Below are 26,663 nucleotides of genomic sequence, written 5' to 3'. Positions count from 1 at the left end.
CCCATCCGCCGGTCAGTACCGGGACGGGACGTACATCTCCGCCGGGATCGGCCCGCGGACGTAATCGGGGTTGCGCACCCGCGCCGGCAGGTGGACGGGCGCGCGCTCGACGGTGCCGTAGGGCACCTGCTCGAGCAGGTGGCTGATGCAGTTGAGGCGGGCGCGCCTCTTGTCGACCGCGTCGACCACCCACCACGGCGCCTCCGGGATATGGGTGCGGGCCAGCATGTCCTCCTTCGCCCGGGTGTAGCTCTCCCAGCGCCGGCGCGACTCGACGTCCATCGGGCTGAGCTTCCACTGCTTGAGCGGATCGCGGATGCGCATCTCGAAGCGGTGGGCCTGCTCGGCATCGGTGATCGAGAACCAGTACTTCACCAGGATGATGCCGGAGCGCACCAGCATGCGCTCGAACTCGGGCACCGAGCGGAAGAATTCCTCCACGTCCGCCTCTGAGCAGAAGCCCATCACCCGCTCGACGCCGGCCCGGTTGTACCAGGAGCGGTCGAACAGCACGATCTCGCCGCCGGTCGGCAGGTGGCTGACGTAGCGCTGGAAATACCACTGGCCGCGCTCGCGCTCGCTCGGGGCGGGCAGGGCGGCGACGCGGCAGACGCGGGGGTTCAGGCGCTGGGTGATGCGCTTGATGACGCCGCCCTTGCCGGCGGAATCGCGGCCCTCGAACAGCACCACGACCTTGAGCTTGCTGGTCTGGACCCAGTCCTGGAGGCGGACCAGCTCGTGCTGCAGGCGCAGGAGCTCGCGGAAGTAGAGGCGGCGGTCGACCCCCTCGCCCATGCCCTCGGGCGGCGGGACGAGGCCGGCGAGGCGCTCCTCCTCGATCTCGAGCTCCAGCTCCTCCTCGTAGGCCTCCGCGATCTCGCGCCGCAGCGCCTCCAAGGCGCCGGCGTCGGACGCGCCCCGCAACTCGCTCATGGTCGATCCCGCTCCCGTTCGTCCCGGGGCGCGAGCTTAAGGGCGGTCCCGTGACACTATCGAGAAGCCGGCGGGAGGGCGAGGCGGGGCACCCGGGCGGGTCTCGCGGCGCGCGCGCGGGATCCGGCGATTTCACCCCGGACTAACATTCGCGACAGGTAGCTGACAGGTTGGCCCGTTACCGTGCGCTCAAACGAAGCACGGAGGAGACGATGCAAGTCACGGGCATGCTGCACGGCGCGAAGCTTTTGCACTTCGCCGGGTTTCCCACTTCCGAGGTGCTCGGGCCCGACGCCAGCGAGGAAGAGATCAAGGGATTGATCGACCGCCACGGTTCGGTCTTCGTCAAGCCGGTGTTCAAAGGCGGGGTCGGCAAGAAGGGCAAGGCCGGTCTTCTCGGTCGCGCCTTCGACCTGCGCACGGCCCTGCGCGAGAAGGAGCGGCTCTACTTCGTCGAGCACCGCCACGGCAACGCCGTCGCCAAGGCCAACGGCGTCACGTTCGAGGGCGCGGTGCCGGCCGAGCACGAGGTCTACTTCTCGATCTCCGACAGCACGCGCTTCCGGGCGCCCACCATGACGCTGACCCACCGGGGCGGCATCGACATCGAGGAGCTCGACAAGAGCGAGGTCGCGCAGGTTCCCTTCGATCCGCTGACCGGCCTCAAGGCCTTCGTGGTGGCCAACGCCCTCTCCGAGCTGAACGCCCCCAAGGCCCTGATCTCGCCCCTGGTGCAGCAGCTGCCGAAGCTCTGGGAACTCTATCACGGCTTCGGCATGACGACGGTCGAGCTGAACCCGATCCGGATGCGGCCGGACCGGAACGGTCGCCTCACCCCGGTGGCCTGCGACTTCAAGTGCGGCTTCGACCGCGACGACCCGCGCTGGCAGCGCCTCGGCCTGCCCGGCCACCTGTTCTCGGTCGACTACTCGGATTTCGAGGCCGAGATCAACCAGCTGCGGACCTACCAGGGCCAGAGCGACGTCTGCATCATCAACGCCTCGGGCACGATCCTGGCCCCGACCTTCGGCGGCGGCGCCAACTCCCTCGTCACCGAGATGCTTGGCGACGACGCCATCATCTCCTCCGATTTCGGCGGCAACCCGCCCTACGAGAAGATGAAGGAGGTGGCGCGCATCTGCTTCAAGCACTGGCTGAAGCAGGCCAACGTCTTGTTCATCATCGGCGGCAAGTCCAACAACACCGACATCTTCGAGACCTTCCGGGCGATGGCGGACGCGCTGCGCGAGCATGTCGGCCGGCACGGGCCGACGCCGCTCTACATCGTGGCCGGCCGCGGCGGGCCGAACCTCATCCGCGGCATGGGGGCGCTGCGCGACACCGCCGAGGCCCTCGGGCTGCCCTACCGGCTGTTCGGGTTCGATTCCGACATGAGCGAGGTCGTCGCCTACGCCCGCAAGGCCGACCAGTGGATGAAGCAGGGCGGCCGCGAGGCGGTGGCGCGCGCCCTCACCATCGGCGAGCCGCCGCGCACCGACCTCAAGCAGGCGGCCGAGTAAGGGAGGGCATCATGCACAGGCACAGCGTCGGCAGCTTCAAGTATCACGTCGGCATCGGCTCGCTCGACCGGATCGCCACGCGCGAGGACCGGGTCTGCGTGCTCAACATCCTGGGCGGCGAGTCGAGCGACGTCACGCCGGTGGGCCACGCCTATTCGGGCGGCAACGTGGTGTTCGGCACCTCGCCGGGCCGCAGCGGGCAGGTGCTGGAGACGCCGCTCGGCGGGATCCCGGTCTACAACAACGTCCGCGAGGGGCTGGAGGCCGGGCACCGCTTCAATTGCGGCGTCGTCTACCTGCCGCCGTCGGGCGCCCGCGACGGCGTCGCCGAGCTGATCCGGGTCAACCCGGACCTGCGCAAGATCTTCATCGTCACCGAGAAGCTGTCGGTCCACGACAGCCGCGAGATCCGGGCGCTCGGCCAGCAGAACGGCGTCGACATCTTCGGCGGCAACAGCTTGGGCGTCGCCGATTCCTACCACCAGGTGCGGATCGGCGGGGCGCTCGGCGGCGACGACCCGGGCGAGGCGCTGCGGCCGGGCTCGATCGCGATCTTCTCCAATTCCGGCAACTTCACCACGACCATCGCCACCTACCTGCGGATGAGCGGCTGGGGCACCACCACGCTGATCTCCAGCGGCAAGGACGTCTACATCCAGTACGCGGCGCCGGAATTCGCCTTCGCCCTCGCCAACGACGCGCGCAGCAAGGCGGCGGTGCTCTACGTCGAGCCGGGCGGCTACTACGAGCAGGACGCGCACTTCACCAAGCCCGTCGTCGCCTGCGTGGTCGGGCGCTGGAAGAGCCGGCTCACCCGGGCGGTGGGCCATGCCGGCGCCATGGCGGGGGGCGACGACGATGCCGCCGCCAAGGAGCGGTGGTTCATGGAGAAGCTCGGGGTCGCGGGGCTGTTCACGCCCGACAACCCGGTCGTCTCGGCGAAGGGCGCCGTGGTGACGAACATCGCCCATATCCCGGCGGCGCTCACCGCGGTGATGCGCGAGAACGGGGCGCGGCCCGACTTCGCGCCCGAGAGCAGCCTCGCCCTCAAGCCGTGGTTCGGCTCCAGCGCGGGCCTGACCCTGCCGGCCGAGCTCGACCTGCCGGTCGTCGAGGCGGTGGCGCCCTATGGCGAGCAGATCGCGCGGCTCGACCGCCAGATCGGCGTCGTCCTGCCGCGCCAAGCGATGAAGGACGCCTCCGGCGCCTCGCAGATGGACCCCAAGACCCAGGTCACGAGCCTGCACGGCGTGTCGATGCTGGAGGCCGCGCGCCTGCCGATGGAGGCCAACCTCGTGCTGGCCCTCCTGCGCGAGCCCGCCAGCGAGAACGACCGGGCGCTGGTCAACGCCGCAATCGCCGCCGAGGTGAACCTGCACGGGCGGCCGGAGCTCGCGGCGGCGCAAGCCGCCCGCGAGGCCGGCAACGCGCCCAACATGGTGCTGGCCGCCGCCGCGAGCCTGGTGGGCCCGCGCCGCGCCGAGACCGCCCGGCGCCTCTGCCGGCTCCTGACCGACCGCTTCGCGGAGGCAAGGCTCGGCAGCGCCCTCGACGAGGGCTTCGACCTCGGCCGGATCGCACCCGACGCCGAGCTGTCCGGGCTCCTCGTCGGCCCCGAGCCGGATCCCCGGGCCGAGGCGCTCCTCGCCGCGCTCGAGGCCCGCGGCGCCCGCTCGGTCTTTCTGCGCTACCTGCTGAGCCTCGACGGCCACCCGACCCGGGACGCGGTCCTGGCCGCGATCGCCACGACGCTCGCCTGGGGCCCGCTGATGCGCAAGCGCATCTCGCGCCTCACCGCCGAGAGCCTGCCCTGGTGGCTCCAGCTCTTCGGCACGCTGCTGGGCGCGGCCTTGCCGGCGGCGGCACACGGGCCGGACAGCCTCTGCGGCGTGCCGAATGCCGACCTCCTCGCCCGCCGCACCCTCGGCGAGATCGGCTGCCTCGCCCTCCTCGGGCGCGAGGGCCAGCCTGACGACGTCTTCGTGTTCGAGACCCTGATCGGGCTCCTGTTGTCGAACGGCCCGGGCACGATCTCGGCGCAGGGGTGCAAGGGGGCGGTCTCGGCCGACGGGCCGGAGAGCCCGGAGCGGGTGCACCTCAACAAGGCGATGATCGGGTTCCTGACCCATGCCGGCTACACCCACGGGGGCAACGGCTACGAGGGCATCGCCTTCCTGATCGAGCAGTTCCGCGACGCGAACCTCGCCGACCCGGCCGACCCGGACCACGGGATCGACCTCAAGGCCCTCGCCGACCGGACGGTGGCGGACTACGCCCGCTACAAGTCGGACCGCAAGACGCTGGGCAGCCTCGACATCCAGAAGATCCCGGGCGTCAACCACCCGGTCTTCAAGGACAAGGCGGTGAACCACGACCCGCGCGAACTCTGGATCCACGACCTCCTGGCGGCGCGGGGGGACTACAACGCCTTCCACGCCTACTACCGCACCCTGGTCCAGTCCCTGTTCGAGGCGGGCGTGTCGCGCACCGTCTACTGCGTGAACATCGACGCGGTGATCGCGGCCCTGCTCCTGAAGATGCTGTGGCGGCCCTATCGCGACGGCAGCCTGTCGGGCGGCGCGCTCGAGACGGCGGCCTTCACGATCTTCCTCTTCGCCCGCATGCTCGGCTGCGCGGCGGATGCGGACGACCACATCAACCGCGGCCGCAACATGGACACGCGCACGCCGGCCTCGCAATGCCGGTTCGTCGCCTGATCCCGCGCCGACGGTCGGGGTCTCTTTCGGCGGGGCGGGTGCAGACCGCACCCGCCCTCCGGCGCGATCACGGCCAGACAGGGGCGCCCTCCAGCCCCGCGGTCTCCGGCAATCCGCAGATCAGGTTCGCGTTCTGCACCGCCTGGCCCGCCGCGCCCTTGCCGAGATTGTCGACGACGCCCATCGCGATCACCAGGTTGCGCTCCGGATCGGCCGCGTAGCTGACGAAGGCGAGGTTCGAGCCGGTGGCCCATTTGGTCTGGGGCGGCGTCTCGGTCACGCGGACGAAGGCGCGCCCGGCATAGAAGCGCCGGGCCGCCTCCAGGCACTGGGCCGTCGTGGCGCGGCCGCGGCCATAGATCGTGGCGAGGAGGCCGCGGGTCATCGGCACGAGGTGCGGCGTGAACACCAGCCCGGCCGCGCTGCCGCCGCTCAAGCGCTCGATCGTCGCGGCCATCTCGGGCATGTGGACGTGCCTGAGCAGGCCGTAGGGCACCAGGTTCTCGTTGCTCTCGGCGTAGCCGAACCGGCTGTCGCCGCCGCCCCGGCCGGCGCCGGAGATGCCGGTCTTGGCGTCGATCACGATGTTGCCGGGCTCGATCAGCCCCTCGGCGAGCAGCGGCGCCAGCGCGGTCAGCGTCGCTGCGGGAAAGCAGCCGGGATTGGCGACCCGGGTCCGGCCCGCGATCCGGGCCGGCCAGACATCGGCCAGGCCGTAGGCCCAGCCCTCGACGTAGCGATGGTCGCCGCCGATATCGACGATCTTCACGTCCTTCGGCACGCGCGCCAGCCCCTCGGCCGAGGCCCCCGTGGGCAGCGACGCGAACAGCACGTCGAGCCCCGGCAGAGTCGCGGGGTCCCACTTCTCGATGACCAGGTCGGCCAGCCTCGCCGGAACACCGGGGAAGCGGTCGACCAGGCGGCTGCCGGCGCTGCCCTCGCCCGCGGCGTAAACGAGTTCGAAGGACGGGTGGCCCGCGATCAGGCGCAGCGCCTCGCCGCCGCCAAACCCGCTGATTCCGACGATGCCGACGCGGAGGCTCATGGTGGTGTCCTTCTGGGAGGGGAGCAAAAGAAAACCCCCGAAGCCGGGGGCTGCGGAGGTTCTTTCGGGAACGCGGGCCGGGGCCGCTCCGGCGGTGGGTGGGGCCTACGATGAGGCCGCCACTGCGCGGATGGACGCCGATCGACGCGCAGCCGGAAAAGCCGCCGCTTGGAAGCAGCGGCGTCGGCGGCGGTCATACAGGGTCCGGTTCCTGATCATGGCCCGCGACACTGTCGTCACCCACCTTCGCCGTCAAGCGGATTGGCTGCCGGCGGACGATGCCGCCGCGCTCCGCCTCGATAACGGCTCAGCTCGGCCTATGATGTCCCTGATGAGGCGAGGCACGCGGCCGCCCTCGTGACGGCAGGGCGGGACGATGGCGATGATCAGGACGGCGGCCCGGCCTCAAGATGCCTCGACCCTGGCCGCCATCGGCCTGACGATCCTGGCCGGGCTGCTCTACGTCCTGGGCTATGCGCTCTCGAAGCGCCTGGTCACGCAGGACGGCCTCGGTCCGTTGCAGGTCACCTTCCTGCGCTGCGCCGTCATCCTCGCCGGCGGCCTCTGCGCCGCGTCGTGGCCGGGAGGCCCCGTGACGGGACGCCGCCTCCTGCGGCCCGAGAGGGCCTGGGAGCAGCGCGCCGCCGCGGCCGCGCTCGTCGTGTCGAACGCCCTCGCGGTGATGGCCTACGCGCTGATGCCGGTCACCGCCGCCTCGGCCCTCGGCTTCACCGCACCGTTGCTGCTGACGCTGCTCGGCGGGCTGCTCCTGCGCGAGCGCGTCCCGCCCGGCCGCTGGCTCGGCACCCTTCTGGGTTTTGCCGGCATGCTGCTGATCGTACGGCCGGGCGGCGAGGCGAGCCTGCCCGGCATCGCGGCCGCCTTCGGGGGCGCGCTCACCTACGCGGTCTACCAGGTGCTGATCCGCCGCCTGCGCGATGCGGCCACGACCCTCGACACGGTGCTGCAGGTCGCGCTCGTCGGCGTCCTCCTGCTGGCCGGGCCCGTGGCGGCGGAGTGGCGGCCCGTCGATGCCAGGGTCGCGGGGCTCGTCCTGCTGGTGACGCTCGTCCAGACGGCCGCCCTGGCGAGCATCGCGGCGGCGTTGCGCCGGGGGGAGGCGTCGCGGCTGGCACCCTGGCAGTTCTCCGGCCTCATCTGGGCCATGGCCCTCGACGCGCTCCTCGTCCAGGTCCTCCCGACGCCCGTGGGCCTCGTCGGCGCGGGTCTCGTCATCGGGGGTGGCGTGCTGTCCCAGATGGCCGGCCGGGGGCGGTCCGCCGATTCCTCATGATCCGGACGATGCCAGCTGGTATCTTCCCACTTTTATCGATCTATCATACAGCGTTCAGGATGATAAGCTACAAAAGCAATCATCCGAGAGACAAAAATGGGCAATGTTGTATTCAATCTCTGGTTTGAGCGCGAATACGAAGATCGTGAAGATACGGAACTTCACATCGGTATTTATTCTTCAGAGGCCGCTGCGCGCGCAGCGATCGACCGTCTCTCCAACAAGCTTGGATTTCGGGATTACCCGGCGGGCTTCCAAATCTATCCATACACGCTCGATCAAGACGGCTGGACCGACGGCTTCATCTCCATCACAGAGACGGACGCGCGAGCGGAAGGGTATTCTTTGTATATGAAGCCGGAAAATCGGCACTATCCGCCCATCAAACCCTTGCCATAGGAGCGACTGCCCGATCGTCCCGGCTGACCGGTGCCAGCAGCCCCTGCCTCGTCCGACGCCGCCCCTCGTACCCGAGCGGCAACCCGACACGGCATCGTGTCCGCGCGGTTACCGCCCGCGATTGACCGCCCGGTTCGCGCTTGCCACAAGCTCGACCTTACGTGCTCGTCGGGAGCAGCCTGCGACTGCGCGCTGCCCTCGTGTGTCCGATCGCGCCGCATCGTCCGCGACGAAGAGGTGTCCCGTCGTCGGTCCATGCCCTGGAGATGGAGCCTTCCCGTGTCGCAGCTGAAGCCCGGACTCGCCCTCGCGGCCCTCCTCGCCCTCGGCGCCTGCCAGTCGAGGTCGAGCGCCCCGCCCGCAGCACTGCCCGGCCCGGTCGCGGCCCTGCCGGCCCCCGCGCTTCCCGGCGGGACGGGTTGCGGCCCGGCCATCGCCCGCACCCAGGCCATCGTCGACAGCGACGTCGCCACCGGCAACCTCAACGCCCCGGTCGGCAAGCGCTTCTCGGCCGACCTCGCCAACGCCTCCGCCGCCTGCGCGGCCGGCCGGGACGGCGAGGCGCTGCAGCTCCTCGCCGCCGCGAAGGCCCGCTACGGCTACCCGTAGGCCGCATGCGGTGAAGGCCGGTTCGCTCCCGTCGGGCGGCGAACCAGCCTCACGCCATCCCGCTCAGCCGCCCAGCACGGCCCGCAGGTAGCCCCGGACGAAGCCCGGGACCCGCACCGCGTCGAGATCCGCGGCCCCGCGCACGCCGACGATGCCGGAGAGCTCCGGCTCGGCCTCGGCGGCGAGGTGGGCGACGATGCCCGCCCGCACCGTCGCTTCGTCCTCGCGAAGCTGCACCGGGCGCAGCAGGGCCATCAGGCCGCCGTCGCGCACGATGACCCAGCCGGGATCCGGCCCCGCCGGCGCGACGAGGCCGGTCTCCTCTTTCAACTCGCGCAGCGCGCTCGCGGCGAGGTCGACGGTGCCGTCGGGGGCGATGTCGGTGGGGTCCGGCGTGCCGCAAGGGAAGTAGACCCGCCCGGCGGAGGCGGTGTGCGGACCCATCTCGCCGAGGATGTAGGCGCCGTCGGCGGTGCGCGGCACCACCGCCGCGAAGACGTTGACGACGCTCGCGTCCGGGAAGCCCCAGTCCTTGAGGGCCGTCAGCGCCGCGTACTCGGCCTCGAACAGCTCGGCAGCCAGCACGCCGTCCTCGAGGCTCCAGCGGCGCAGCATCAGCACCGTGCCGTTGAACATCGCCGGGCGCACGGCCCGGCGTGCCTGCCAGTGGGCCGAGATGGCCTCCCGGTTCTCGCGGGCCCAGGCCCAGTCGTGCGCGACCATCCTGGCGTCGACGCGCCGGGCCGGCGTGATGGTGACGCTCATCCGAGGTGCAGCTCGCCCCGGGACACCACCACGGCGCTGCCGCCGATCTCGGCCGCGCGCAGGGCCCCGTCCTCGATCACGAGCTGGAGCGCGATCTCGCTCGGCCGGCCCATCTCGAACCCCTGCGCGATGACGAGGTCGTGGGTGCCGCCGCCGAGCGGCTCGTACTGCATCAGGGCGCCCGCGAAGGCCGCGACCGCGCCGCCGGTCGCCGGGTCCTCGGCGATGCCGGCGCCGGGGGCGAACATCCGGGCCCGGAAGCTGTGGCCGGCATCCCCGGTCTCGCCGGTGTAGAGAAAGACCTTGGCGCCCGGCCCGAAGGCCGGGCCGAGCGAATCCGCGCTGCCCCGCGCCCGCCCGAGGGCGTCGAGGGTCTGGACCGGCACGAGGTGGAACGGCGTGCCGGCGCTGTAGCGGCTCGGCCGGTGGCGGGCGAAGCCGATCTCGGAGGGCTGGAGGGCGAGGGCGGCTGCGATCCCGGTCGCGTCCGGCTCCTCGGCCCCGCCCCAGCCCTCCGGCAGCCGGGGGAGGCGGAAACGGGCGCGCCCGCGCCCCTCGCCGGTCTCGACCAGGCAGGGCACCACCCCGACCTGTTCCTCGAGCCCGAACGCCACCGCGTCGGCGACCTCCGCCCGCCGGTCGCCGAGGGCGAGCAGCACGGCGGTGCCGACGGTCGGGTGGCCCGCGAAGGCCAGCTCCTGGGTCGGCGTGAAGATCCGCAGCCGCGCCCGGTGGCGGCTCTCCTGCGGCGGCAGCACGAACACCGTCTCCGAGAGGTTGAACTCCCGGGCGATGGCCTGCATCGCGGCCTCGTCCAGCCCCTCGGCGTCGAGGACCACCGCCAGCGGGTTGCCGGCGAGCGGCCGCTCGGTGAACACGTCCAGGGTCGCGTAGCGGCGTGCGGGCATCGCGTGGTCCTTCTCGGTGGCTCGCGGCGAGGCAGCACGGATCGGGTGGGCGGCGCAAGACCTGGGGGGCGGATGCCAGCCCTCGGTCGGCCGTTATGGCATTTTCGCGAAAATGCCATAACGAGGCGCGTCTCTCCCTCAGAGGAGGCTCGGCCAGTTCGCGTCATGCCTCGGTCCGGCTCAGGCGAATGCCGGCTGCGGCCCGGACGGTGCTCCGCGAGGAGCGAACGAAGCCGAATGCGTTTCGACGGAAAGCTCCGATGCCCCAAACCCTGACGCCCGAGACCGCCGCCCGCTTCGCCGCCCTGACCCTCGGCCACGTCACCCGGGAATACCCGAACAAGCCCGACCACACCCTGGCGGGTCCCGAGGATGCCCGCACCCCGTCGGCGCTCCACCCGGTGTTCTACGGCAGCTTCGACTGGCATTCCTGCGTCCACGGCTACTGGCTGCTCGCCCGCGTGCTGCGGCGCTTCCCCGACGGGCCGCAGGCCGGCGCGATCCGGGCGCTGTTCGACCGGCAGCTGACACCCGGGAAGGTTGCGGGCGAGTGCGCCTACCTGGCGGCGCCGACGGCGCGGGGCTTCAAGCGGCCCTATGGCTGGGCCTGGGCGCTCAAGCTCGCCGACGAGCTGTCGCGCCTGCCCGATCCCCGCTGGTCGCGGGCGCTCGCCCCGATGGCCGAGATCATCGCCGAGCGCTTCCGCGCGTTCCTGCCGCTCTCGCCCTATCCGGTCCGGGTGGGCACGCATTTCAACACCGCCTTCGGCCTGCGCATGGCGGCGGATTACGCCGAGGGCACCCGGGATGCCGCCCTGATGGACCTGCTGCGGGCGACCGCGGAGCGCTGGTACGGCGCGGATGCCGATTGCCCCGCCTGGGGCGAGCCGAGCGGCGACGACTTCCTGTCCTCGGCCCTCATCGAGGCCGAGTGCCTGCGCCGCCTGATGCCGGCGGAGGCCTTCCGGCCGTGGTTCGACCGCTTCCTGCCGCGCCTCGCCGCGGGCGAGCCGGCGACGCTGTTTCGCCCGGCCCTCGTCACCGACCGCAGCGACGGCAAGATCGCGCATCTCGACGGGCTCAACCTCAGCCGCGCCTGGTGCTGGCGGGCGCTCGCCGGCGCGCTGCCTGCGGACGACGCCCGCGTGCCGGTGCTGCGGGAGGCGGCCGAGGCGCATCTCGCGGCGGCCCTGCCGCACCTCGCCGACGACTACATGGGCGAGCACTGGCTCGCGAGCTTCGCGCTGCTGGCGCTGGAGGCCTGAAGGCCGCGTCGGGGACCCGGCCCGGCGTCACACCGCCTCGACCGGGAAGGTGCGGCTCGGCGCCACGAACTCGTCCTGCGCCGCGACCGTCAGGATCTCGCGGGAGCCGGCTTCCGCGGTGCGGCGCAGAAGGCCGAAGATCGAGGCGCCGGCGGCCCCAAGGGCCTCGCCGGCCGAGCGGCTGCGCGCGTAATGCACCAGGAACAGGGCCGCGGTGGCGTCGCCCGCGCCGTTGACGCCGAGGGACAGCCTCGGGGTGCGCAGGCGCCAGAACCGCCCGCCCTCGCCGGCCAGCATGTCGATGCTGTCGCCAGGCGTCTCCTCGGTGTGGAGCGAGGTCACCAGCACGACCTTGGGCCCGCTCGCCTGCACGGCGGCCACGGCGGCCTTGGCGTCGGCCAGCGTCCGGCTCTCGATCCCGCTCAGGTAGTCGAGCTCGAACTGGTTCGGGGTGATGAGGTCGGCCGCCGGCACCGCGTGCTCGCGCAGGAATTCCGGGATGCCGGGGCGCACGAACACCCCCCGGCCGACATCGCCGATGACGGGGTCGCAGCAATAGAGCGCCGCCGGGTTGGCGGCGCGCACCCGCTCCACCGCCCGCAGGATCGCGGTGCCGATATCGGCCGAGCCCATGTAGCCGGACAGCACCCCGTCGCAGGTGAGCAGCACGCCGCGCTCGGCGATGCCCTCGACCAGGTCCTCGATCGCCGGCCCGTCGAACACCCGCCCGCGCCAGGCGCCGTAGCCGGTGTGGTTGGAGAACTGCACCGTGTGCACCGCCCAGACCTCGACCCCGAGGCGCTGCATCGGGAAGACCGCCGAGGCGTTGCCGACATGGCCGTAGGCGACGTGGGACTGGATCGACAGGACGTTCATCGCGGCACTCAGACCTCGCGCGGGGCTTCGCGGCCCGCACGATCCCTGCCCCGGCGGCTCCTGGCAACCACCCCGGCGCGCGACGTGAGGCCGACGGGCACGAAACCTGCTCTAACCCTGACAGGACCGCCACGATCGGGGAGGGGAGAATGGACACGACGCCGGGACCTGGCGCGGACCTCGTCGCCCGAAGCGCGCCCACCGCCCTCGACCTGGCGCGGGGCTTCGCCGAGGGCCGCCTCTCGCCGGTCGCGGTGCTCGACGAGGCGCTGGAGCGGCTCGCCGCCGTGAACCCGGCGCTCAACGCCGCGATCCTGGTCGATGCCGCGACCGGGCGGCGGATGGCCGAGGCCTCGGCCCGGCGCTGGCGCGAGGGCCGGCCCTTGAGCCCCCTCGACGGCGTGCCGGTGGCGGTGAAGGACACCAACCACGTCGCCGGCTGGCCCACCCGCTACGGCGCCGTCCCGACCCCGGACGTGCCGGCCGCCGAGGATTCGCCGGGCGTGGCGCGCCTGCGCGAGGCCGGGGCGGTGTTCTTCTGCAAGACCGCGACGCCGGAATACGGCTGGAAGGGCATCACCCACGGGCCGCTCACCGGCATCACCCGCAACCCCCACGACCCGTCGCGCACGCCCGGCGGGTCGAGCGGCGGCGCGGCGGCGCTCGTCGCCGCGGGCGTGGTGCCGCTCGCCACCGGCGGCGACGGCGGGGGCTCGATCCGCATCCCGGCGTCCTTCACGGGCGTGTTCGGGCTGAAACCCACCTTCGGCCTCGTGCCCTACGCCCCGACCTCGCTCGGCTGGCTCACCGTGTTCGGTGGCCTGTCGCGGGACGTGCGCGACGGCGCCCTGATGCTGCGCCTGCTGGCCCAGGGCGACTGGCGCGACGCCTTCGCGGTGCCCCACCCCGATACCGACTACCTCGCCGGGATCGAGGGGGGCGTCGCGGATCTCCGCATCGCCGTGTCGCGGGACCTCGGCTTCCCGATCGTCGAGTCCGCGGTGGCGGCGGCCTTCGCGCGCGGCGTCGCCGTCCTGGCGCAGGCCGGCGCCCGGATCGAGGAGGTCGCCCTCGACCTCTCCCCCTTGCGCGAGGCGATGGACGTGATCTGGCGGGCGGGCTTCGCCGGCAGCCTGCGGCACCTGTCGGGGGCGGAGCTGCAGCGCCTCGAGCCCGACCTCCTCGACCTCGTCGTCTCGGCCCGCGACCTCACCGCCGCGCACCTGCAGGCCGCCCAGGACGCCGCCCGGGCCCATTGCCAGGCGATGCAGCGCTTCCATCAGGCGCACGACCTCCTGGTGACGCCGACCCTGCCGATGCCGGCCTTCGCGGCCGGCCTCAACACCCCGGATCCCGGCCGCTTCCCGCGCTGGTACGACTGGACCCCGCTGACCTGGCCGTTCAACCTCAGCCGCCAGCCCGCGGCGTCGGTGCCGTGCGGGACGGCGGCCGGCCTGCCGGTCGGGCTGCAGATCGTCGGGCCGCCCTTCGGCGAGATGACCGTGCTGCGGGCGAGCCGCATCGTCGAGAGGGGCCTGGCCTAGGCGTGAGTTCACGCGCCGCTCACATGTGCCGGGTAAGACGGAAGGAACGCGGAACGCCCGCCCGGCTCCCCGACTTGTCCCGCCACTCCGCTCACCCACGGTCAAGGCTCCATGGACTTCGAGACTCTGCGCACCACGGTCCTCGACGTCGTGCGCGACCATCAGGCCTGGGCGCCGGTGATCACCGGGATCATCGCCTTCTGCGAATCCCTCGCCGTGCTCTCGCTCCTGGTGCCGGCGACCGTGATCCTGATCGGGATCGGGGCGCTGATCGGGTCGGGGGTGATCCCGTTCCTTCCGGTGATGGTCGGGGCGGCGATCGGGGCGATCCTGGGCGACTGGGTCTCCTACGAGATCGGCCGCTACTACAAGGACGGCGCCAAGCGGATGTGGCCGCTCAACCGCTACCCCGACATGGTCGCCAAGGGCGAGACCTTCTGCCAGCGCTGGGGCGCGTGGGCGATCTTCGCCGGCCGCTTCATCGGCCCGGCCCGGGCGGTGGTGCCGCTGGTCGCCGGCGTGGCGCTGCTGCCGCGGCTGCCCTTCCAGCTCGCCAACCTGTCCTCGGCCTTCGTCTGGGCCTTCGTCTGGCTCGCGCCGGGCGCCGGGCTGATCGACTGGCTGCGGCGCACGTGACCCTGCGGCAAGACACGCACTCGAAAGCGTGCCGCTCCGGCCGTATCATCCCGTGCAGTGCCGTCGTCGGCACGACCGACCCGTCGATACAACCAGATGTTTAGCCGCATCGGCAGATTCACCTCGTAGTGCCTCGAGGGGCGCTCGCGGACGCCCTCATGACCGAACCGACACCGAGTTACCGGCTGCCGCGCGCGGCGCCCCTGCGCTGGCTGGCGGATCCGGGGCTCGACCTGCCGGCCGAGCTGCGGGTCCGCCTGCTCGCGACGCTCCTGTCCTCCGTCGCCTCGCTGGTGCTGGGCGCGGTCGCGATGCTGATCATCGAGCTCGTGGCGGTGATCCGGCATCCGGAGCCGGCCTTCCTGTGCCTGCTCGCGACGGATCTTTGCCTGCTCGCCTTCCGCCTCGTCCTTCTCCGGCGGAGCGGCCGCGCGGTCGCGGAAGGACGGCCGGCGGCGACGGACGTGCTGCTCGCCAGCAGCCTCGCCTGGGCCGGTCTGATCGGCGCCGCGACGGTGCTGTGCTTCGCCAGCGGCGATCCCGTGCTGCAGGTCCTGGCACCGCTCACGATGATGGGAATCCTGAGCGGGATCGTCACCCGCAACTACGCGGCACCGCGTCTCGCCGTCGCGATGATCGTGCTGTGCGACCTCCCGCTGAAGCTGATGCTGCCGTTCCATTACGGCGATGCCTGGTTCCTGATCGGGACCGTGCAGGGCCTGCTGTTCGGGGTGGCGATGAGCGCCACGACCGTGCGTCTCAACCGCACCTACGTCGAGGTCCTGCTCGCCAGGCAGGAGGACCAGCGGCGCGCCACCCACGACCCCTTGACCGGCCTGCGCAATCGCACCGGGCTGATGGAGGACCTCGCCGCGAGGCTGCAGCGCGGGGGCGATCTCGCCCTCCTCTATCTCGACCTCGACGGCTTCAAGGCCGTCAACGATTGCCTCGGCCACGCCGCCGGCGACGCCCTGCTGGTGCAGGTCGCCGGCCAGATCGCCGCCACGATCCCCGCGGAGTGGCAGGCGGCCCGCCTCGGCGGCGACGAGTTCGTGATCCTGGCCGCCGGCGCCCGGAGGCGGGAGGCCGGCCTGGTGGCGGCGCGCCTGATCGAGGCCGTGAAGGCGCCCTACGATGTCGGGCCGGCGGGGCAGGACGGCAACGGGATCGGCGTCGGGCTCAGCATCGGCCTCGCCTGGGCGCTCCCGGGGATGAGCCCGGACGCGCTCCTGGCCGAGGCCGACGCGGCGCTCTACCGCGCCAAGGCCGCCGGCAAGGGCCGCTGCGCGCTGGCGGCCGAGCCGCCGGTGCTCGCGGCCCGGGTCGCGTGAGGCTGGGTCCTCAGCCCATCGCCTTCCTGACGAAGCGGTCCTCGACGGTCGTCGCGAGGTCGATCTTGGCGCCCTGCAGCTCCGGATCGAGGGTGCGGACCAGCTCCAGCACGCTCGCCATGCCCTCCTGCGTCGGGATGCCGGTGCGGGAATAGCTCTCGAGCGAGTTCTTCACCGCCTGCAGGTAGAGCGGCTTGTCGCCGAAATGGTAGGCCGGCGGCACCGTGTCGGCGATCTCCTCGGGCGTCGCCGCGACGATCCACTTCAGCGACTTGGCGAAGGCGTTGACGACCTTCTGGGTCGCTGCGGCGTGGCGCTCGATCCAGTCCTGCTTGGTGTAGACCACCCCCGCCGGGTTCGGGCCGCCGAACAGGGCCCGCGTGCCGGCCTCCGTGCGGGTATCGACCAGAACCGCGATGTCGCCGTCCGCCTCGAGCTTGGCGATCACCGGGTCGAGATGGGCGATGACGTCGATCTCGCCCTTCTTCATCGCGGCGATCGCGCCAGCGCCGCCGCCGATGCCGATCAGGGGCGCGTCCGTGGCCTTCAGCCCGGCCTTGATCATCGCGTATTGCGCGGTCAGCGCCGTCGAGGAGCCCGGCGCGGTCACGCCGATCTTGCGGCCCTTGAAGTCGGCGGCCGTCCTCACCGTGCCGGCGAGATCCTTGCGCACCCCGATCACGATGGCGGGGAAGCGGCCGAGTTCGCAGACCGCCCGCACGTCCTGGCCCTTGGCCTGCATTCGGATCGTGTGCTCGTAGGCGCCCGTCACCACGTCGACCGAGCCGCCGATCAGCGCCTGGAGCGAGCGCGCGCCGCCGCCGAAATCGTTGATGTCGGCCTCGATGCCCTCCTCCTTGAAGAAGCCCTTCCGCTCGGCGATCGTCAGCGGCAGGTAGTAGAGCAGGGGCTTGCCGCCGACGCCGATGCGGACCTTGACGGTCTCGGCTCGGGCCGGCACGGCCGGCGCGAGGGCCAGGGCGGCGGCGCCGGCGAGGAAGCTGCGGCGTTGCATGGAAATGGTCCTCCCGTTGTTTCCGTGGGCCGGTCAGGCCGAGCTGTCGAACCTATCCCATCCCCGACTTCATCCTGAGGTCCGGGTGGGAGGAAGCCTGTCGCGAGTCGGCCCGCGCGAGCAGACGAACGAAGTCTCAGCCCTGGCCGCCGGCTTGCGGGCGCCACACCAGGAGGCGGTTCTCGATCAGGGTGACGACCGTGTCGATCACGATCACGAACACGGTCAGGATCAGCATCCCGGCGAAGACGCCGGTGACGTCGAACACGCTCTCGGCCTCGTGGATCTTGTAGCCGAGGCCGGCCGAGGAGCCGAGATACTCGCCCACCACGGCGCCGACCAGGGCGAATCCGACCGCCGTGTGGAGCGAGGAGAACATCCAGGTCAGCGCCGAGGGCCAGTAGACATGGCGGAGAAGCCCGCGCTCGCTCATCCCGAGCATCCGGGCGTTGTTCAGCACCACCGGGCTCACCTCGCGCACGCCCTGGTAGACGTTGAAGAACACGATGAAGAACACCAGCGTGAAGCCGAGCGCCACCTTCGACCAGATGCCGAGCCCGAACCACAGCGCGAAGATCGGCGCCAGGACCACCCGGGGCAGGGCGTTCGCCGCCTTGATGTAGGGGTCGAACACCGCCGCGAGCAGCGCGTTGCGGGCGAACAGGAACCCGAAGGCGATGCCCCCGGCGGCGCCGAAGACGAAGGCCAGCACCGTCTCCTGCAGGGTGATCCAGAGATGGCCCCAGATCTCGGGGTTCGCCATCTCGGCCCAGGTCCGCTTGAGCACCTCGACCGGGGTCGAGAAGAAGAACTGGATCTGCTTGGGCGCCCCGAGAACGGGATAGACGGTCAGCACGTGCCAGATCGCGAAGCCGGCGAGGCCGACGAGGATCTGCAGGGCGAGGAGGCCGAGGCGGTTCACGGGGTCATGTCTCCGAGGGGCATCAGGCCGGGCCGCCCGCATAGGCGCGCGAGACCTCGACCCGCAGGCACGACCAGATCTCCTTGTAGAGGGCGTGGAATTGCGGCTCGAGGCGGATCTCGCTGATGTCGCGCGGGCGGGCCAGCGGAACCGGAAAATCGCCGACGATCCGGGCGGCGGGGCCGGCGGAGAGCACCACCACCCGGTCGGCGAGCGCGATCGCCTCCTCGAGATCGTGGGTGACGAACATCACCGCCTTGCGGTTGGCCGCCCACAATTCGAGGAGGAGGTTGCCCATGATCTGCCGGGTCTGCGCGTCGAGCGGCCCGAACGGCTCGTCCATCAGGAGGATCTCGGGGTCGCGGATCAGCATCTGGGCCAGCGCCACGCGCTTGCGCTGGCCGCCCGAGAGCATGTGCGGATAGCGCTCGACGAAGGCCGAGAGGCCGACCCGGCCGAGCCAGTCGCGCGCCCGCGCGAGCGCCTCCGATCGCGGCACGCCCTGGGGCTCGAGCGCGACCGCGACGTTGTCGAGGGCGGTCTTCCACGGCATCAGGGCGTCGGCCTGGAAGAGGTAGCCGGCCCGGGCGTTGAGGCCCGACAGCGCGGAGGAGAAGACCGTGACGCTGCCCGAGACGGGCTTGAGCAGGCCGGCGGCGGCGTTGAGCAGGGTCGACTTGCCCGAGCCCGTCGGTCCGACCACCGCCACGAACTCGCCCGGCATCACCCCGAGATCGATGCCTTCGACGGCGACATAGCGTTTCCCGCCCTTGAGGGTGAAGGCGATGCCGATGCCCTGCAGCCGCACCGCCGCGGCGTCGTGGGCGAGCGCCGTTCCGCCGACCACCCGCATCCCGGCCCGACCCCCCTTGCGCCCCTCGGCGGCGCGCTGCCCGACCATGCTGCCTGCTCCCTCCCGCCGCCCGGCCGTCTCGCGCGGCCGGGTGCGGGGCCGACCATCGGCGAGCGGACGCGCGAGATCAACCGCTACCTCGGTCGCGTGGCACGGTTTCGCGGCGCATAGGCCCGCACGACGTGCCAGACGGTGAGGGCGAGCGGCAGGCCCAGGCCGAACCAGGCCGCGACCCAGCCGGCGCCCTCGTGCAGGAGCGCCGCCAGGAGCCCGGCGAGGGTCGCCGCGCCCACGATCAGCGGCACGCCGAACACGGCGCGCCACCCCGCCGCGGCGCGGCGGGGAGCAGCCTGCCGCCTCATGCCGCCCGCGCCCGCAGGGCCGGCGCCGGGCGGCGCTGGCGCGCCCACCAGAGGGAGAGGCCGCTGCCCAGCACCCCGATCGGCTGGCTCGGCCCTGGGGCGGCCGCGCAAGGGGGGCGCCGCCTGCGACACGGCCTGCAGGTGACAACGCCGAGCGAAGCTGGTCCGATGGCGTTCCCGATTCGGTCCGCCTGCAACCTCTCGCGCAAGCCCCATCCACAGCCTTGTCCGCCGCCCTCGCCCTCTCGCTCCCCGTCGACCGCCGCCAATCGCCGACCGCGCTCTGTGTGCAGCGCGGGGTGCGGCGGCTCTTCGCCGAGCTCGGGCACGTCACAATCCCCGAATTCACCCTCGCCAACGGCCGGCGTGCCGACCTGATCGCCCTCGGCGCCTGCGGCAAGCTGACGATCATCGAGATCAAGTCGAGCGTCGCGGATTTCCGCGCCGACCGGAAATGGCCCGATTACCGCGACTTCTGCGACCGGTTCTACTTCGCGGTGCCGGAGGACCTGCCGGTGGAGATCCTGCCCGAGGATACGGGCCTCATCGTCGCCGACGCCTTCGGGGCCGCGATCCTGCGTGCGCCGCCCGAGCATCCCCTGGCGGGGGCCCGCCGCAAGGCCGTGACCCTGCGCTTCGCCCACGCGGCGGCGGGCCTGCTCCACGCGCTGGCCGATCCGGGCTCGATCCGCGAGGGCAGCCGGTAGGGGCGGGCCGTTCGGGGCGGGCCGGCCAGTCGTCGCTGGCGCCGAGGAATGACAGCAAGACGCCGCAAGGCCGCATGAACGGCAAATTAACCTCGATCCTATGTCCTGCGCGCGAGCGCTTTTTGCCGGGAAGCAGGACACATGCGCGGGCTCTCTATTCGATTCCTGATTATGTCCCTGGTTTCGCTGATCGGCCTCTCGGCCATCGTCCTGGCCGGGCGGGACCTCATCAGGAATAAAGTCCGCAGCGACGTCGCCGACCAGGTGACGGCCTACATGCTCGCCGACCGCAACCTGTTCGCGAGCCTGGCCCAGATGCGCGTCGAGCGGGGCTATGCCCTCACGGCTCTCCTGAAGGAGCCCGGTGCCAACCGCGATCACCGCCGGCTGTCGCTGGATGCCCGCGCGGCCTTCAACCAGGCGATCGGCATCGCGCTCGACAGCCTGAGCCGTGCCGCCGACCCGGCCTTGCGGGCCAAGCGCGACGAGATCGCGGCCCTCGTCGCCGAATGGCAGGACCTGCGCCCGGCGGTGGACAAGGCGTTCGACCAGGATGCCGCCGCACGGGACGGCACGCTGCGCAAGCGCCTGGACGAGTTCGGCGCCCGCCTCCTCGCGGCGCTCGAGGCGCTCTCGGACGCGACCGAGACGGTGATCCTGCGGCTCGATCCCAGCTTCGGCAGCCTCATCGACGCCCGGGCGACGACCTGGATCGTGCGGACCTCGGACGGGCGCGCCATGCTGGGCATCAACCAGCTCCTGGCCGCCGACCGGGCGGCCACGGCATCGGACTGGGCGCAGCTCAACGCCGCTCTCGCGCAGAGCAAGACGGCCTGGGATCTCGTCGGCCGCATGATCGCGGTCGGCGGCTTCGACGCCTCGGTCAAGGAGGCCTACGCCCGGGCCAACGGCCTCTATTTCGGAGGGACGTTCGGAGCGATGCGGCAGGTGGCGACCACCGCCGTCGCCGAAGGACGCAAGGTGCCGGTGGCGGTGGCGGAGTGGGATGCGGGCGTCGTGGCCGGTCAGAGATCCATCGTCGACGTCGCCCTCGCCGCCGTCGACGCCGCGGTCGCCAAGGCCAGGACCGACGCGGCCGCCGCCCAGGCCGACTATCTCTCGGCGATCGCCGTCATCCTCGTGGCGGTCCTCCTCACGGCGGCCGCCATCGCGACCGTCCAGTTCCGCGTGGTGCGGGGCATCCTCGGCCTGGCGAACGCCATGCACCGCCTCGCCGAAGGCCGGCTCGACACCGCCATTCCCGGGTCGCGGCGCAGGGACGAGCTCGGCGCGATGGCCGGGGCCGTGGAGGTCTTCAAGGCGAGCCTGCTCCGCGCGAAGGCGCTCGAGGAGGAGACGGCGCTCGCCCGCGCCTCGGCCGAGGAGCAGCGCCGGGCGACCATGCACCAGATGGCCGAGGCGTTCGAGCGGGCCGTCGGCGGCATCGTCGGCATGGTCTCGTCCTCCGCCGCGGAGCTGCAGGCGACGGCGCGGACGATGACGTCCACCGCAGCCGCGACCGCCCTGCAATCCACCTCCGTCGCCTCCGCCGCCGAGGAGGCGGCCTCCAACGTCGGCACGGTCGCGGTCGCGGCGGAGGAGCTGGGCGCCTCGGTGCAGGAGATCGGCCGGCAGGTCGCCAGCTCCTCCGACCTCGCCCGGGCCGCGGTCGGCGAGGCGGACCGGACCGCCGCGCTCGTGCATCAGCTGACCTCCACCGTCGCCGAGATCGGCGACGTGGCGGGGATGATCTCGGGCATCGCCGCCCAGACGAACCTGCTCGCGCTCAACGCGACGATCGAGGCGGCGCGGGCCGGGCAGGCCGGGCGGGGCTTCGCGGTGGTGGCGTCCGAGGTCAAGGCGCTGGCCGACCAGACCGCGAAGGCCACCGAGGCGATCGGCCGGCAGATCGGGCAGGTCCAGGGGGCGACGAGCCAGGCGGTCGAGGCGATCGGCGGCATCTCGGGGCGGATCCGGGAGATCAGCTCCGTGACGGCCTCGATCGCGGCGGCGGTGGAGCAGCAGGGCGCGGCGACGCAGGAGATCGTCCGCAACGTCGCCCAGGCCGCCGCGGGTGCGGGCGAGGTGACGACCAACGTCGCGCGCGTGGCGGGTGCGGCGGAGGAGACCGGCGCCGCAGCGACGCAGGTCCTGGCCTCGTCCTCCGCGCTGTCGCGCCAGTCCGAGTCGCTCTCGACCGAGGTGCGGCAATTCCTCGACACGGTGCGCGCCGCCTGAGCGCGGGCCCTGCCCCGGGCGGGCCCAGCGCGCCGCACGGGGCGGGATTGCCCTATGCATCCTTCGCCGAAGCGGTCACCGGTTCGGCGGCGAAAATGCTGCAGAACCGATGAACTCGGCAGAGTTGCGCCGTGCAACTCTGCCGAGCGATCGTTTCGGGCGATCCGCGCCGGGTTCGCCGTCGCGACGCACGCGTCCGCAAGGGCGCGTCCCCCCTTCCCGGCCGGCATCGGCCGCCGGCTCCCGCCGTGGCGGATGGCGGCCCCGCGCGAGTGTCGCGGCGGCGCCAAGTGATCGGGACGGGCGGACCTTCGCGCGGCGCGCGGCTCCTCGCGCGGCGGCGGCGTTACAGCACGAGGTTCTCGTCGAACCGGTCCGGCGACAGGGGCAGCCGGAACTCGACCGCGAAGCCGCCCTTGAACTGGCGCACCACCCGGCCGGGCGTGCGGCCGAGGGTCAGGCTCGCATCGAGCGGCAGCTCGACCGCGCAGGCGATGGCCGCGCCCGACAGCGAGATGTCGACGATGCGCGCGGCGATCTCGCGCCCGGTCTCGAGGCGCAAGGTGGTGACGGTCTGGCGCGGCACCAGGCGCTCGTGGCGGCGGTCCTCCGGCAGGCCGAGCACCGCACGGTTGGCGAGCCAGGTGAGCTGCGAGGCGATCTTGTCGCGCTTGTGCGCCGTCGCGCTGATCGCCACCGCGAACCCGTCCGGCAGGAGGCGCGCGATCGTGCCCTCGATCCGCCCGACGTGCTCGAGATAGATCACCGTGCGCTCGCCGACCTCGCCGCCGACCGCGCAGGTCAGCCGCACCCCGCCGGGGGACATGTCGACGGTCTGGCAGGGATATTCCTTCCGGTCGGAGAGCATGTAGCGCCCGAGCAGGGCGACCGCCACGCGGCGATGCCGACGCTGGTCAGTCGCCGCCCGCAGCGCGAGGGGACGCAAGCTCGACCGCGGTGCCTGGCCCATGGCGCTCGTCTCTCCCGCGCGGAACCGACCGCCCGCGCAGCGTGCCGCCGAAGGGTTAAGGAACCGCCGACACGCCGTCAGATCCGCCCGCCGCGATGCACCACGAAGCGCTTGCGGCGCTCCAGCCCCGGCTCGTCGTTGGCGGCCGGGGGCGCGGCGAGCGGGGGAGGGGCGGCGGCGTTCGCCTCGGCGGCGGTGAGGATCCGCAGCGACACGGTGCGCAGGGCCACGATCGGGCGCAAGCCGAGCCAGGTCGGGATCACCGCGGGCGAGAGCGCGCCGATCACCCGGGCCTGGGTCTTGCCGCGGTGGCGCAGGGGCAGCAGCAGCAATTCGAGGTCGAGGGTCTCGCCGGCCTCGGTCACCCCGACGAGCCCGACCACGACGCCCGCCGTCTCCTGGATCACCACCTCGATCAGCCGCCACGGATCGGCGGCCGGGGCCTCGCCCCACAGGCCCGCGAAGGAGCGTCCCCGCAGCTCGGCCCCGAACAGCGCGCAGAGCCGGGTGCCGGCGAGCCGGACGCTGGCGAGGCCGCGCGGGGCGTCGATCTCCAGGATCAGGCTGTCGGCAAGGACGTGCCGGATCTCCCCGGGCTCGATCTCGCCCCGCTCCGGCGCGGCGCGGGCGCCGCGCAGGCCGTTCCAGTAGGCGTGGAGCATGCGGCTGGTCGGGTGCTTCATGGCGTCTCGGTCTGGGGCGGGCGGTCCGGGGAGCGGCCTGTCATCGTCCCGCAACGGGACGGCGACCGGCTGTGCTGATTCGGTGCAGCAGACCGTATGCCGAACGGCCGAGCCGTGAGAGCGTAAGGTTCGATTAAGGTTACCGGTTGATAAATGTTGCGTTCGTCCCACACCTGCGCGATTGTGACGGGCAACAGCGAATTCGGGCTGGCCGGGGCGGGGAGCGCGCCCCATGCTGGCCGACGTGCAAAGGGGTGAGGGCCCAGGTGGCCCGCGCCGTCACGGTCCTGACGGCGTTCCGCGCGCGGCCTCCCGGCCGGGCGCGATCGCCCTCTTTCGGGGAGAGCGGCAACGCTCTCCCTTCTTTTTTCCGGGCGTTGCACTCTTTCTTCGGTGCGCGGACCGTCCGCGACGCCGCCCGGCCTTGCGGCCGGCGCCCGCGGCCCGCAATGGTGCCCGCATGGACGCCACCCCCGACCTTCCGCGGCCGCCGCGCGTGCCGGTCTTCAACATGCCCGCCGTGGTCACCGCTTCGGTCGGGATCCTGGTGCTGATCCACGCCGTGCGGCAGATCCTCCCCGACCTCTGGGACGTCACCCTTTTCCTCGACCTCGCCCTGGTGCCGGCGCGCTGGACCCTCGCCCTCGATCCCGGCCGGGCCGCCGACGTGCTGCGGGCCGCCGCCGGCGCGGATGGGTCCGCGCTCGAGGTCGGGACCCGCAAGGCCTTCGCGGCCTACCTGGTGGCGGATCCGGGCGCGATGCCCTGGACCTTCGTGTCTTACGCGCTCCTGCACGGCTCCTGGGCCCATGTCCTCCTCAACAGCGTCTGGCTCGCCGCCTTCGGCACGCCGGTGGCGCGCCGCTGCGGCGCCTGGCGCTACGGTGTCATCGCGCTCGCCTCCACCGCCGCCGGCGGCCTGCTCCACGTCCTCATCGATCCGTTGAGCACCGTACCCCTGGTCGGTGCCTCCGCCGGGGTGTCGGGCCTGATGGCGGCGGCGGTGCGCTTCGCGTTCCACCCGGTCGAGGCCGCGGGGCCCGCCACCCTGCCCTGGCAGCGCCCGGTGCCGACGCGGCTCCAGACGATCCCCGAGCTGCTGCGCAACCGCTCGGCGGCGGTATTCCTCGCCATCTGGTTCGTCACCAACCTGCTGTTCGGCCTCGCCGCCCTGCCGCTGGGGCTCAGCGATTCCGCCGTGGCCTGGGACGCGCATCTCGGCGGGTTCGTCGTCGGGTTCCTGCTGCTTCCCCTGGTCGATCGGCTCGGACGACGCTGACGCCCGGTGGACGATTCTTCGCTTCGACTTCCAGGGTGCTTGCGTCGCCCGGCGCACGGTCACACACTCGCCCTCCGAACGAGAGTCCCGCCCGGACCGCTTCGAGGCCGGCGGGGCCCCTACAGGGAGACGCTGATGACCGTTGCGCGCATCCTGTCGCAGAAGGGCCGCACCGTCGTGACCGTGCAGCCCCATCGCACCCTGGCGGAGGCGGCCGCGCTCCTGACCGAGAAGGGCATCGGCGCCCTGGTGGTGAGCGATGCCGGCCAGACCGTCCTCGGCATGCTCTCGGAGCGCGACATCATCCGAGCGGTGGTCCGCGGCGGCGGCGCGGCGCTGGAAGCGCCGGTGTCCCGGCACATGACCGCGAAGGTGGTGTGCTGCACCCGCTCCACCGCCATCGACGAGGTGATGGAGCTGATGACCGACGGCCGCTTCCGCCACGTCCCGGTGGTCGAGGACGACCGCCTCGTCGGCCTCGTGTCGATCGGCGACGTGGTCAAGCACCGCATCGAGTCGGTCGAGGCCGAGCACCAGGCCCTGCGCGAGTACATCGCCACGGCCTGAGCGGCATTCCTCACATCGGCGCGACGGCGGCGGCGATCATCTCGTGGATCTCCGGCAGCATCCGCCGGGTGGCCTGGCGACCCAGCTCGATGCATTCCTCGGCGCGGTGGAACTCGAACAGGCCCATCTGGGCGAGCTTCGGGTTGATCATCACGTCCGGCGGGTCGCCGGCCAGGCGCGAGCGCGAGATCCGGTCCTGCGTGATGTTGAACGCGTCGACCATCACGCTGGCGATGCCGCTCGGCGCGCCGGATTCCGGCCGGGGCTTCGGCCGCGCCTTGCGCGCCCCGATGAGCGGCCAGCGCCGCGGCTCCTCCGGCAGGCCGGCCGCCGCCTCGGCGGCGACCTCCATCACGGCATCCGCGCCTTCCGCCCCGTGCGACTGGATAACGGTGCCGCGCACCCGCATGTCGCCGTTGAGGTTGACGCAGAGCACCACGTCGGCGCCGAGCGCCCGGGCCGCCGTGACCGGCACCGGGTTGACCAGCGCTCCGTCCATCAGCCAGCGCCCGGCGATCTTGACCGGGTCGAAGATGCCCGGCAGCGCGTAGGAGGCCCGCACCGCCTCGACGAGGCCGCCGCGGGTGAGCCAGATCTCGTGGCCGGTGCCCAGCTCGGTCGCCACCGCCGCGAAGGTGAGCGGCAGGTCCTCGATGCGGGAGCGGCCGAGGTCGCGCTCGAGCAGCCGTCGCAGGCGCTCGCCCGCGATGAGCCCCGAGCCGCTGATGTGGAAATCGAGCAGGCCCATCACCCGGCGCTTGGTCAGCGACAGGGCGAATTCGCGCAGCTCGCCGAGCTTGCCGGCGGCGTGGCAGGCGCCGACCGCCGCCCCGATCGAGCAGCCCGCCACCACGTCGATGGCGATGCCGGCCTCCTGCAGCACCTCGATCGCCCCGATATGGGACCAGCCCCGGGCGGCGCCGCCCCCGAGCGCCAGGCCGACCTTGGCCCGCCGGGGCGGCTCGGGCACCGGCGGCACGCCCGCGGCACCCAGCACGCCGTCCGCTGAGCGCCGCACCGGCGCGCCGGAGAAGAGTGCGATGCCGTCCCACATCATGGCGCCTGACCTCTGCCGGGCCTGTCCCGGACCGTAGTGTGGCCTGGATCCATCAAGCGTTCGTCAACGGCGGAGGTTTCATCACCGTTTAGCGAAAACCGCCCTTGCGGCAGGCTTGCGGGGGTCCGCGGGCCCGTGCCACACGGCCGATGGTCGGGGGATGGGCAT

25 protein-coding genes are annotated in these 26,663 nt (G+C 72.3%); 13 read left to right on the top strand and 12 right to left on the bottom strand.

The window, feature by feature from the left end; genetic code table 11:
• Positions 1–12: 12 nt before the first annotated feature.
• Positions 13–933: a polyphosphate kinase 2 gene (gene ppk2, locus EU555_RS07590; protein WP_135414070.1), complete on the bottom strand. Its 921-nt coding sequence runs from the start codon at positions 931–933 to the stop codon at positions 13–15.
• Positions 934–1,145: 212 nt separating this feature from the next.
• On the opposite strand from ppk2, the gene EU555_RS07585 reads away from it, so the two are divergent.
• Both EU555_RS07585 and EU555_RS07580 read left to right on the top strand, forming a co-directional pair.
• Positions 1,146–2,453, top strand: coding sequence for an ATP citrate lyase citrate-binding domain-containing protein (locus EU555_RS07585; RefSeq protein WP_135414069.1), 1,308 nt, complete (start codon positions 1,146–1,148; stop codon positions 2,451–2,453).
• A gap of 11 nt (positions 2,454–2,464) precedes the next feature.
• Positions 2,465–5,170, top strand: coding sequence for a CoA-binding protein (locus tag EU555_RS07580; protein WP_135414068.1), 2,706 nt, complete (start codon positions 2,465–2,467; stop codon positions 5,168–5,170).
• Positions 5,171–5,237: 67 nt separating this feature from the next.
• Here EU555_RS07580 and argC read toward each other — a convergent pair whose 3' ends face one another.
• Complete coding sequence (argC, locus tag EU555_RS07575) at positions 5,238–6,215, bottom strand: N-acetyl-gamma-glutamyl-phosphate reductase (RefSeq protein ID WP_135414067.1); 978 nt, start codon at positions 6,213–6,215, stop codon at positions 5,238–5,240.
• 382 nt (positions 6,216–6,597) lie between these two features.
• Between argC and EU555_RS07570 the strand changes: the two genes are divergently transcribed.
• The 3 genes from EU555_RS07570 to EU555_RS07560 all read left to right on the top strand — a co-directional run bounded on the left by EU555_RS07570 (position 6,598) and on the right by EU555_RS07560 (position 8,517).
• Positions 6,598–7,509, top strand: coding sequence for a DMT family transporter (locus EU555_RS07570; RefSeq protein WP_167858486.1), 912 nt, complete (start codon positions 6,598–6,600; stop codon positions 7,507–7,509).
• Between the two features lie 96 nt (positions 7,510–7,605).
• Entirely contained in the window at positions 7,606–7,908 is a 303-nt protein-coding gene (locus EU555_RS36640) for a hypothetical protein (RefSeq protein WP_205820829.1), read from the top strand.
• A 255-nt stretch (positions 7,909–8,163) separates the two neighbouring features.
• Entirely contained in the window at positions 8,164–8,517 is a 354-nt protein-coding gene (locus EU555_RS07560) for a hypothetical protein (protein ID WP_135414065.1), read from the top strand.
• Positions 8,518–8,580: 63 nt separating this feature from the next.
• Here EU555_RS07560 and EU555_RS07555 read toward each other — a convergent pair whose 3' ends face one another.
• On the bottom strand, positions 8,581–9,282 hold the full coding sequence (locus EU555_RS07555) for an NUDIX hydrolase (RefSeq protein WP_135414064.1): 702 nt from the start codon (positions 9,280–9,282) through the stop codon (positions 8,581–8,583).
• A complete protein-coding gene (locus tag EU555_RS07550) occupies positions 9,279–10,190 on the bottom strand; it encodes a PhzF family phenazine biosynthesis protein (RefSeq protein WP_135414063.1) in 912 nt (303 codons plus the stop codon). The genes EU555_RS07555 and EU555_RS07550 overlap by 4 nt, the downstream gene beginning before the upstream one ends.
• Positions 10,191–10,450: 260 nt before the next feature.
• On the opposite strand from EU555_RS07550, the gene EU555_RS07545 reads away from it, so the two are divergent.
• A complete protein-coding gene (locus tag EU555_RS07545) occupies positions 10,451–11,455 on the top strand; it encodes a DUF2891 domain-containing protein (RefSeq protein ID WP_135414062.1) in 1,005 nt (334 codons plus the stop codon).
• Positions 11,456–11,482: 27 nt separating this feature from the next.
• Here the strand turns inward: EU555_RS07545 and pdxY are convergent, their stop codons facing one another.
• Complete coding sequence (pdxY, locus tag EU555_RS07540; RefSeq protein WP_135414061.1) at positions 11,483–12,331, bottom strand: pyridoxal kinase PdxY; 849 nt, start codon at positions 12,329–12,331, stop codon at positions 11,483–11,485.
• Between the two features lie 149 nt (positions 12,332–12,480).
• On the opposite strand from pdxY, the gene EU555_RS07535 reads away from it, so the two are divergent.
• The 3 genes from EU555_RS07535 (at position 12,481) to EU555_RS07525 (ending at position 15,842) form a co-directional block, all read left to right on the top strand.
• On the top strand, positions 12,481–13,875 hold the full coding sequence (locus EU555_RS07535) for an amidase (protein ID WP_135414060.1): 1,395 nt from the start codon (positions 12,481–12,483) through the stop codon (positions 13,873–13,875).
• Between the two features lie 111 nt (positions 13,876–13,986).
• Complete coding sequence (locus EU555_RS07530) at positions 13,987–14,511, top strand: DedA family protein (protein WP_135414059.1); 525 nt, start codon at positions 13,987–13,989, stop codon at positions 14,509–14,511.
• Positions 14,512–14,669: 158 nt separating this feature from the next.
• Positions 14,670–15,842 carry a GGDEF domain-containing protein gene (locus tag EU555_RS07525; protein ID WP_135414058.1) on the top strand — a complete coding sequence of 391 codons (1,173 nt, stop codon included), beginning with the start codon at positions 14,670–14,672 and terminating at the stop codon, positions 15,840–15,842.
• Positions 15,843–15,852: 10 nt separating this feature from the next.
• Here EU555_RS07525 and EU555_RS07520 read toward each other — a convergent pair whose 3' ends face one another.
• The 4 genes from EU555_RS07520 to EU555_RS07505 all read right to left on the bottom strand — a co-directional run bounded on the left by EU555_RS07520 (position 15,853) and on the right by EU555_RS07505 (position 18,994).
• Complete coding sequence (locus EU555_RS07520; RefSeq protein ID WP_135414057.1) at positions 15,853–16,857, bottom strand: ABC transporter substrate-binding protein; 1,005 nt, start codon at positions 16,855–16,857, stop codon at positions 15,853–15,855.
• Between the two features lie 136 nt (positions 16,858–16,993).
• Positions 16,994–17,779 carry an ABC transporter permease gene (locus tag EU555_RS07515; protein WP_135414056.1) on the bottom strand — a complete coding sequence of 262 codons (786 nt, stop codon included), beginning with the start codon at positions 17,777–17,779 and terminating at the stop codon, positions 16,994–16,996.
• A gap of 22 nt (positions 17,780–17,801) precedes the next feature.
• Positions 17,802–18,632 (bottom strand): ABC transporter ATP-binding protein, encoded by an 831-nt coding sequence (locus tag EU555_RS07510; RefSeq protein WP_167858493.1) that lies wholly within the window; start codon positions 18,630–18,632, stop codon positions 17,802–17,804.
• Positions 18,633–18,766: 134 nt separating this feature from the next.
• Positions 18,767–18,994, bottom strand: a complete 228-nt coding sequence (locus tag EU555_RS07505; protein ID WP_135414054.1) for a hypothetical protein — start codon at positions 18,992–18,994, stop codon at positions 18,767–18,769.
• A gap of 224 nt (positions 18,995–19,218) precedes the next feature.
• On the opposite strand from EU555_RS07505, the gene EU555_RS07500 reads away from it, so the two are divergent.
• Together EU555_RS07500 and EU555_RS07495 are read left to right on the top strand one after the other, a co-directional pair.
• Entirely contained in the window at positions 19,219–19,701 is a 483-nt protein-coding gene (locus tag EU555_RS07500; protein WP_135414053.1) for an MmcB family DNA repair protein, read from the top strand.
• Between the two features lie 171 nt (positions 19,702–19,872).
• Entirely contained in the window at positions 19,873–21,939 is a 2,067-nt protein-coding gene (locus tag EU555_RS07495; protein WP_245524185.1) for a methyl-accepting chemotaxis protein, read from the top strand.
• A gap of 346 nt (positions 21,940–22,285) precedes the next feature.
• Here EU555_RS07495 and EU555_RS07490 read toward each other — a convergent pair whose 3' ends face one another.
• Positions 22,286–22,909, bottom strand: a complete 624-nt coding sequence (locus EU555_RS07490; protein WP_135414051.1) for a PilZ domain-containing protein — start codon at positions 22,907–22,909, stop codon at positions 22,286–22,288.
• Between the two features lie 77 nt (positions 22,910–22,986).
• Positions 22,987–23,592 (bottom strand): PAS domain-containing protein, encoded by a 606-nt coding sequence (locus EU555_RS07485; protein WP_135414050.1) that lies wholly within the window; start codon positions 23,590–23,592, stop codon positions 22,987–22,989.
• 460 nt (positions 23,593–24,052) lie between these two features.
• On the opposite strand from EU555_RS07485, the gene EU555_RS07480 reads away from it, so the two are divergent.
• Positions 24,053–24,871: a rhomboid family intramembrane serine protease gene (locus EU555_RS07480; protein WP_135414049.1), complete on the top strand. Its 819-nt coding sequence runs from the start codon at positions 24,053–24,055 to the stop codon at positions 24,869–24,871.
• A gap of 135 nt (positions 24,872–25,006) precedes the next feature.
• Positions 25,007–25,438, top strand: a complete 432-nt coding sequence (locus EU555_RS07475; RefSeq protein ID WP_135414048.1) for a CBS domain-containing protein — start codon at positions 25,007–25,009, stop codon at positions 25,436–25,438.
• 10 nt (positions 25,439–25,448) lie between these two features.
• Here the strand turns inward: EU555_RS07475 and EU555_RS07470 are convergent, their stop codons facing one another.
• Positions 25,449–26,495, bottom strand: a complete 1,047-nt coding sequence (locus EU555_RS07470; protein ID WP_135414047.1) for a patatin-like phospholipase family protein — start codon at positions 26,493–26,495, stop codon at positions 25,449–25,451.
• Between the last annotated feature and the right edge of the window lie 168 nt (positions 26,496–26,663).

Origin of the sequence: Methylobacterium nonmethylotrophicum, assembly GCF_004745635.1 — a bacterium.
Lineage (GTDB): Bacteria > Pseudomonadota > Alphaproteobacteria > Rhizobiales > Beijerinckiaceae > Methylobacterium > Methylobacterium nonmethylotrophicum.
The sequence above is the reverse complement of the archived record's forward strand: the minus strand, read 5'-3'. Positions and strand labels throughout refer to the sequence as shown.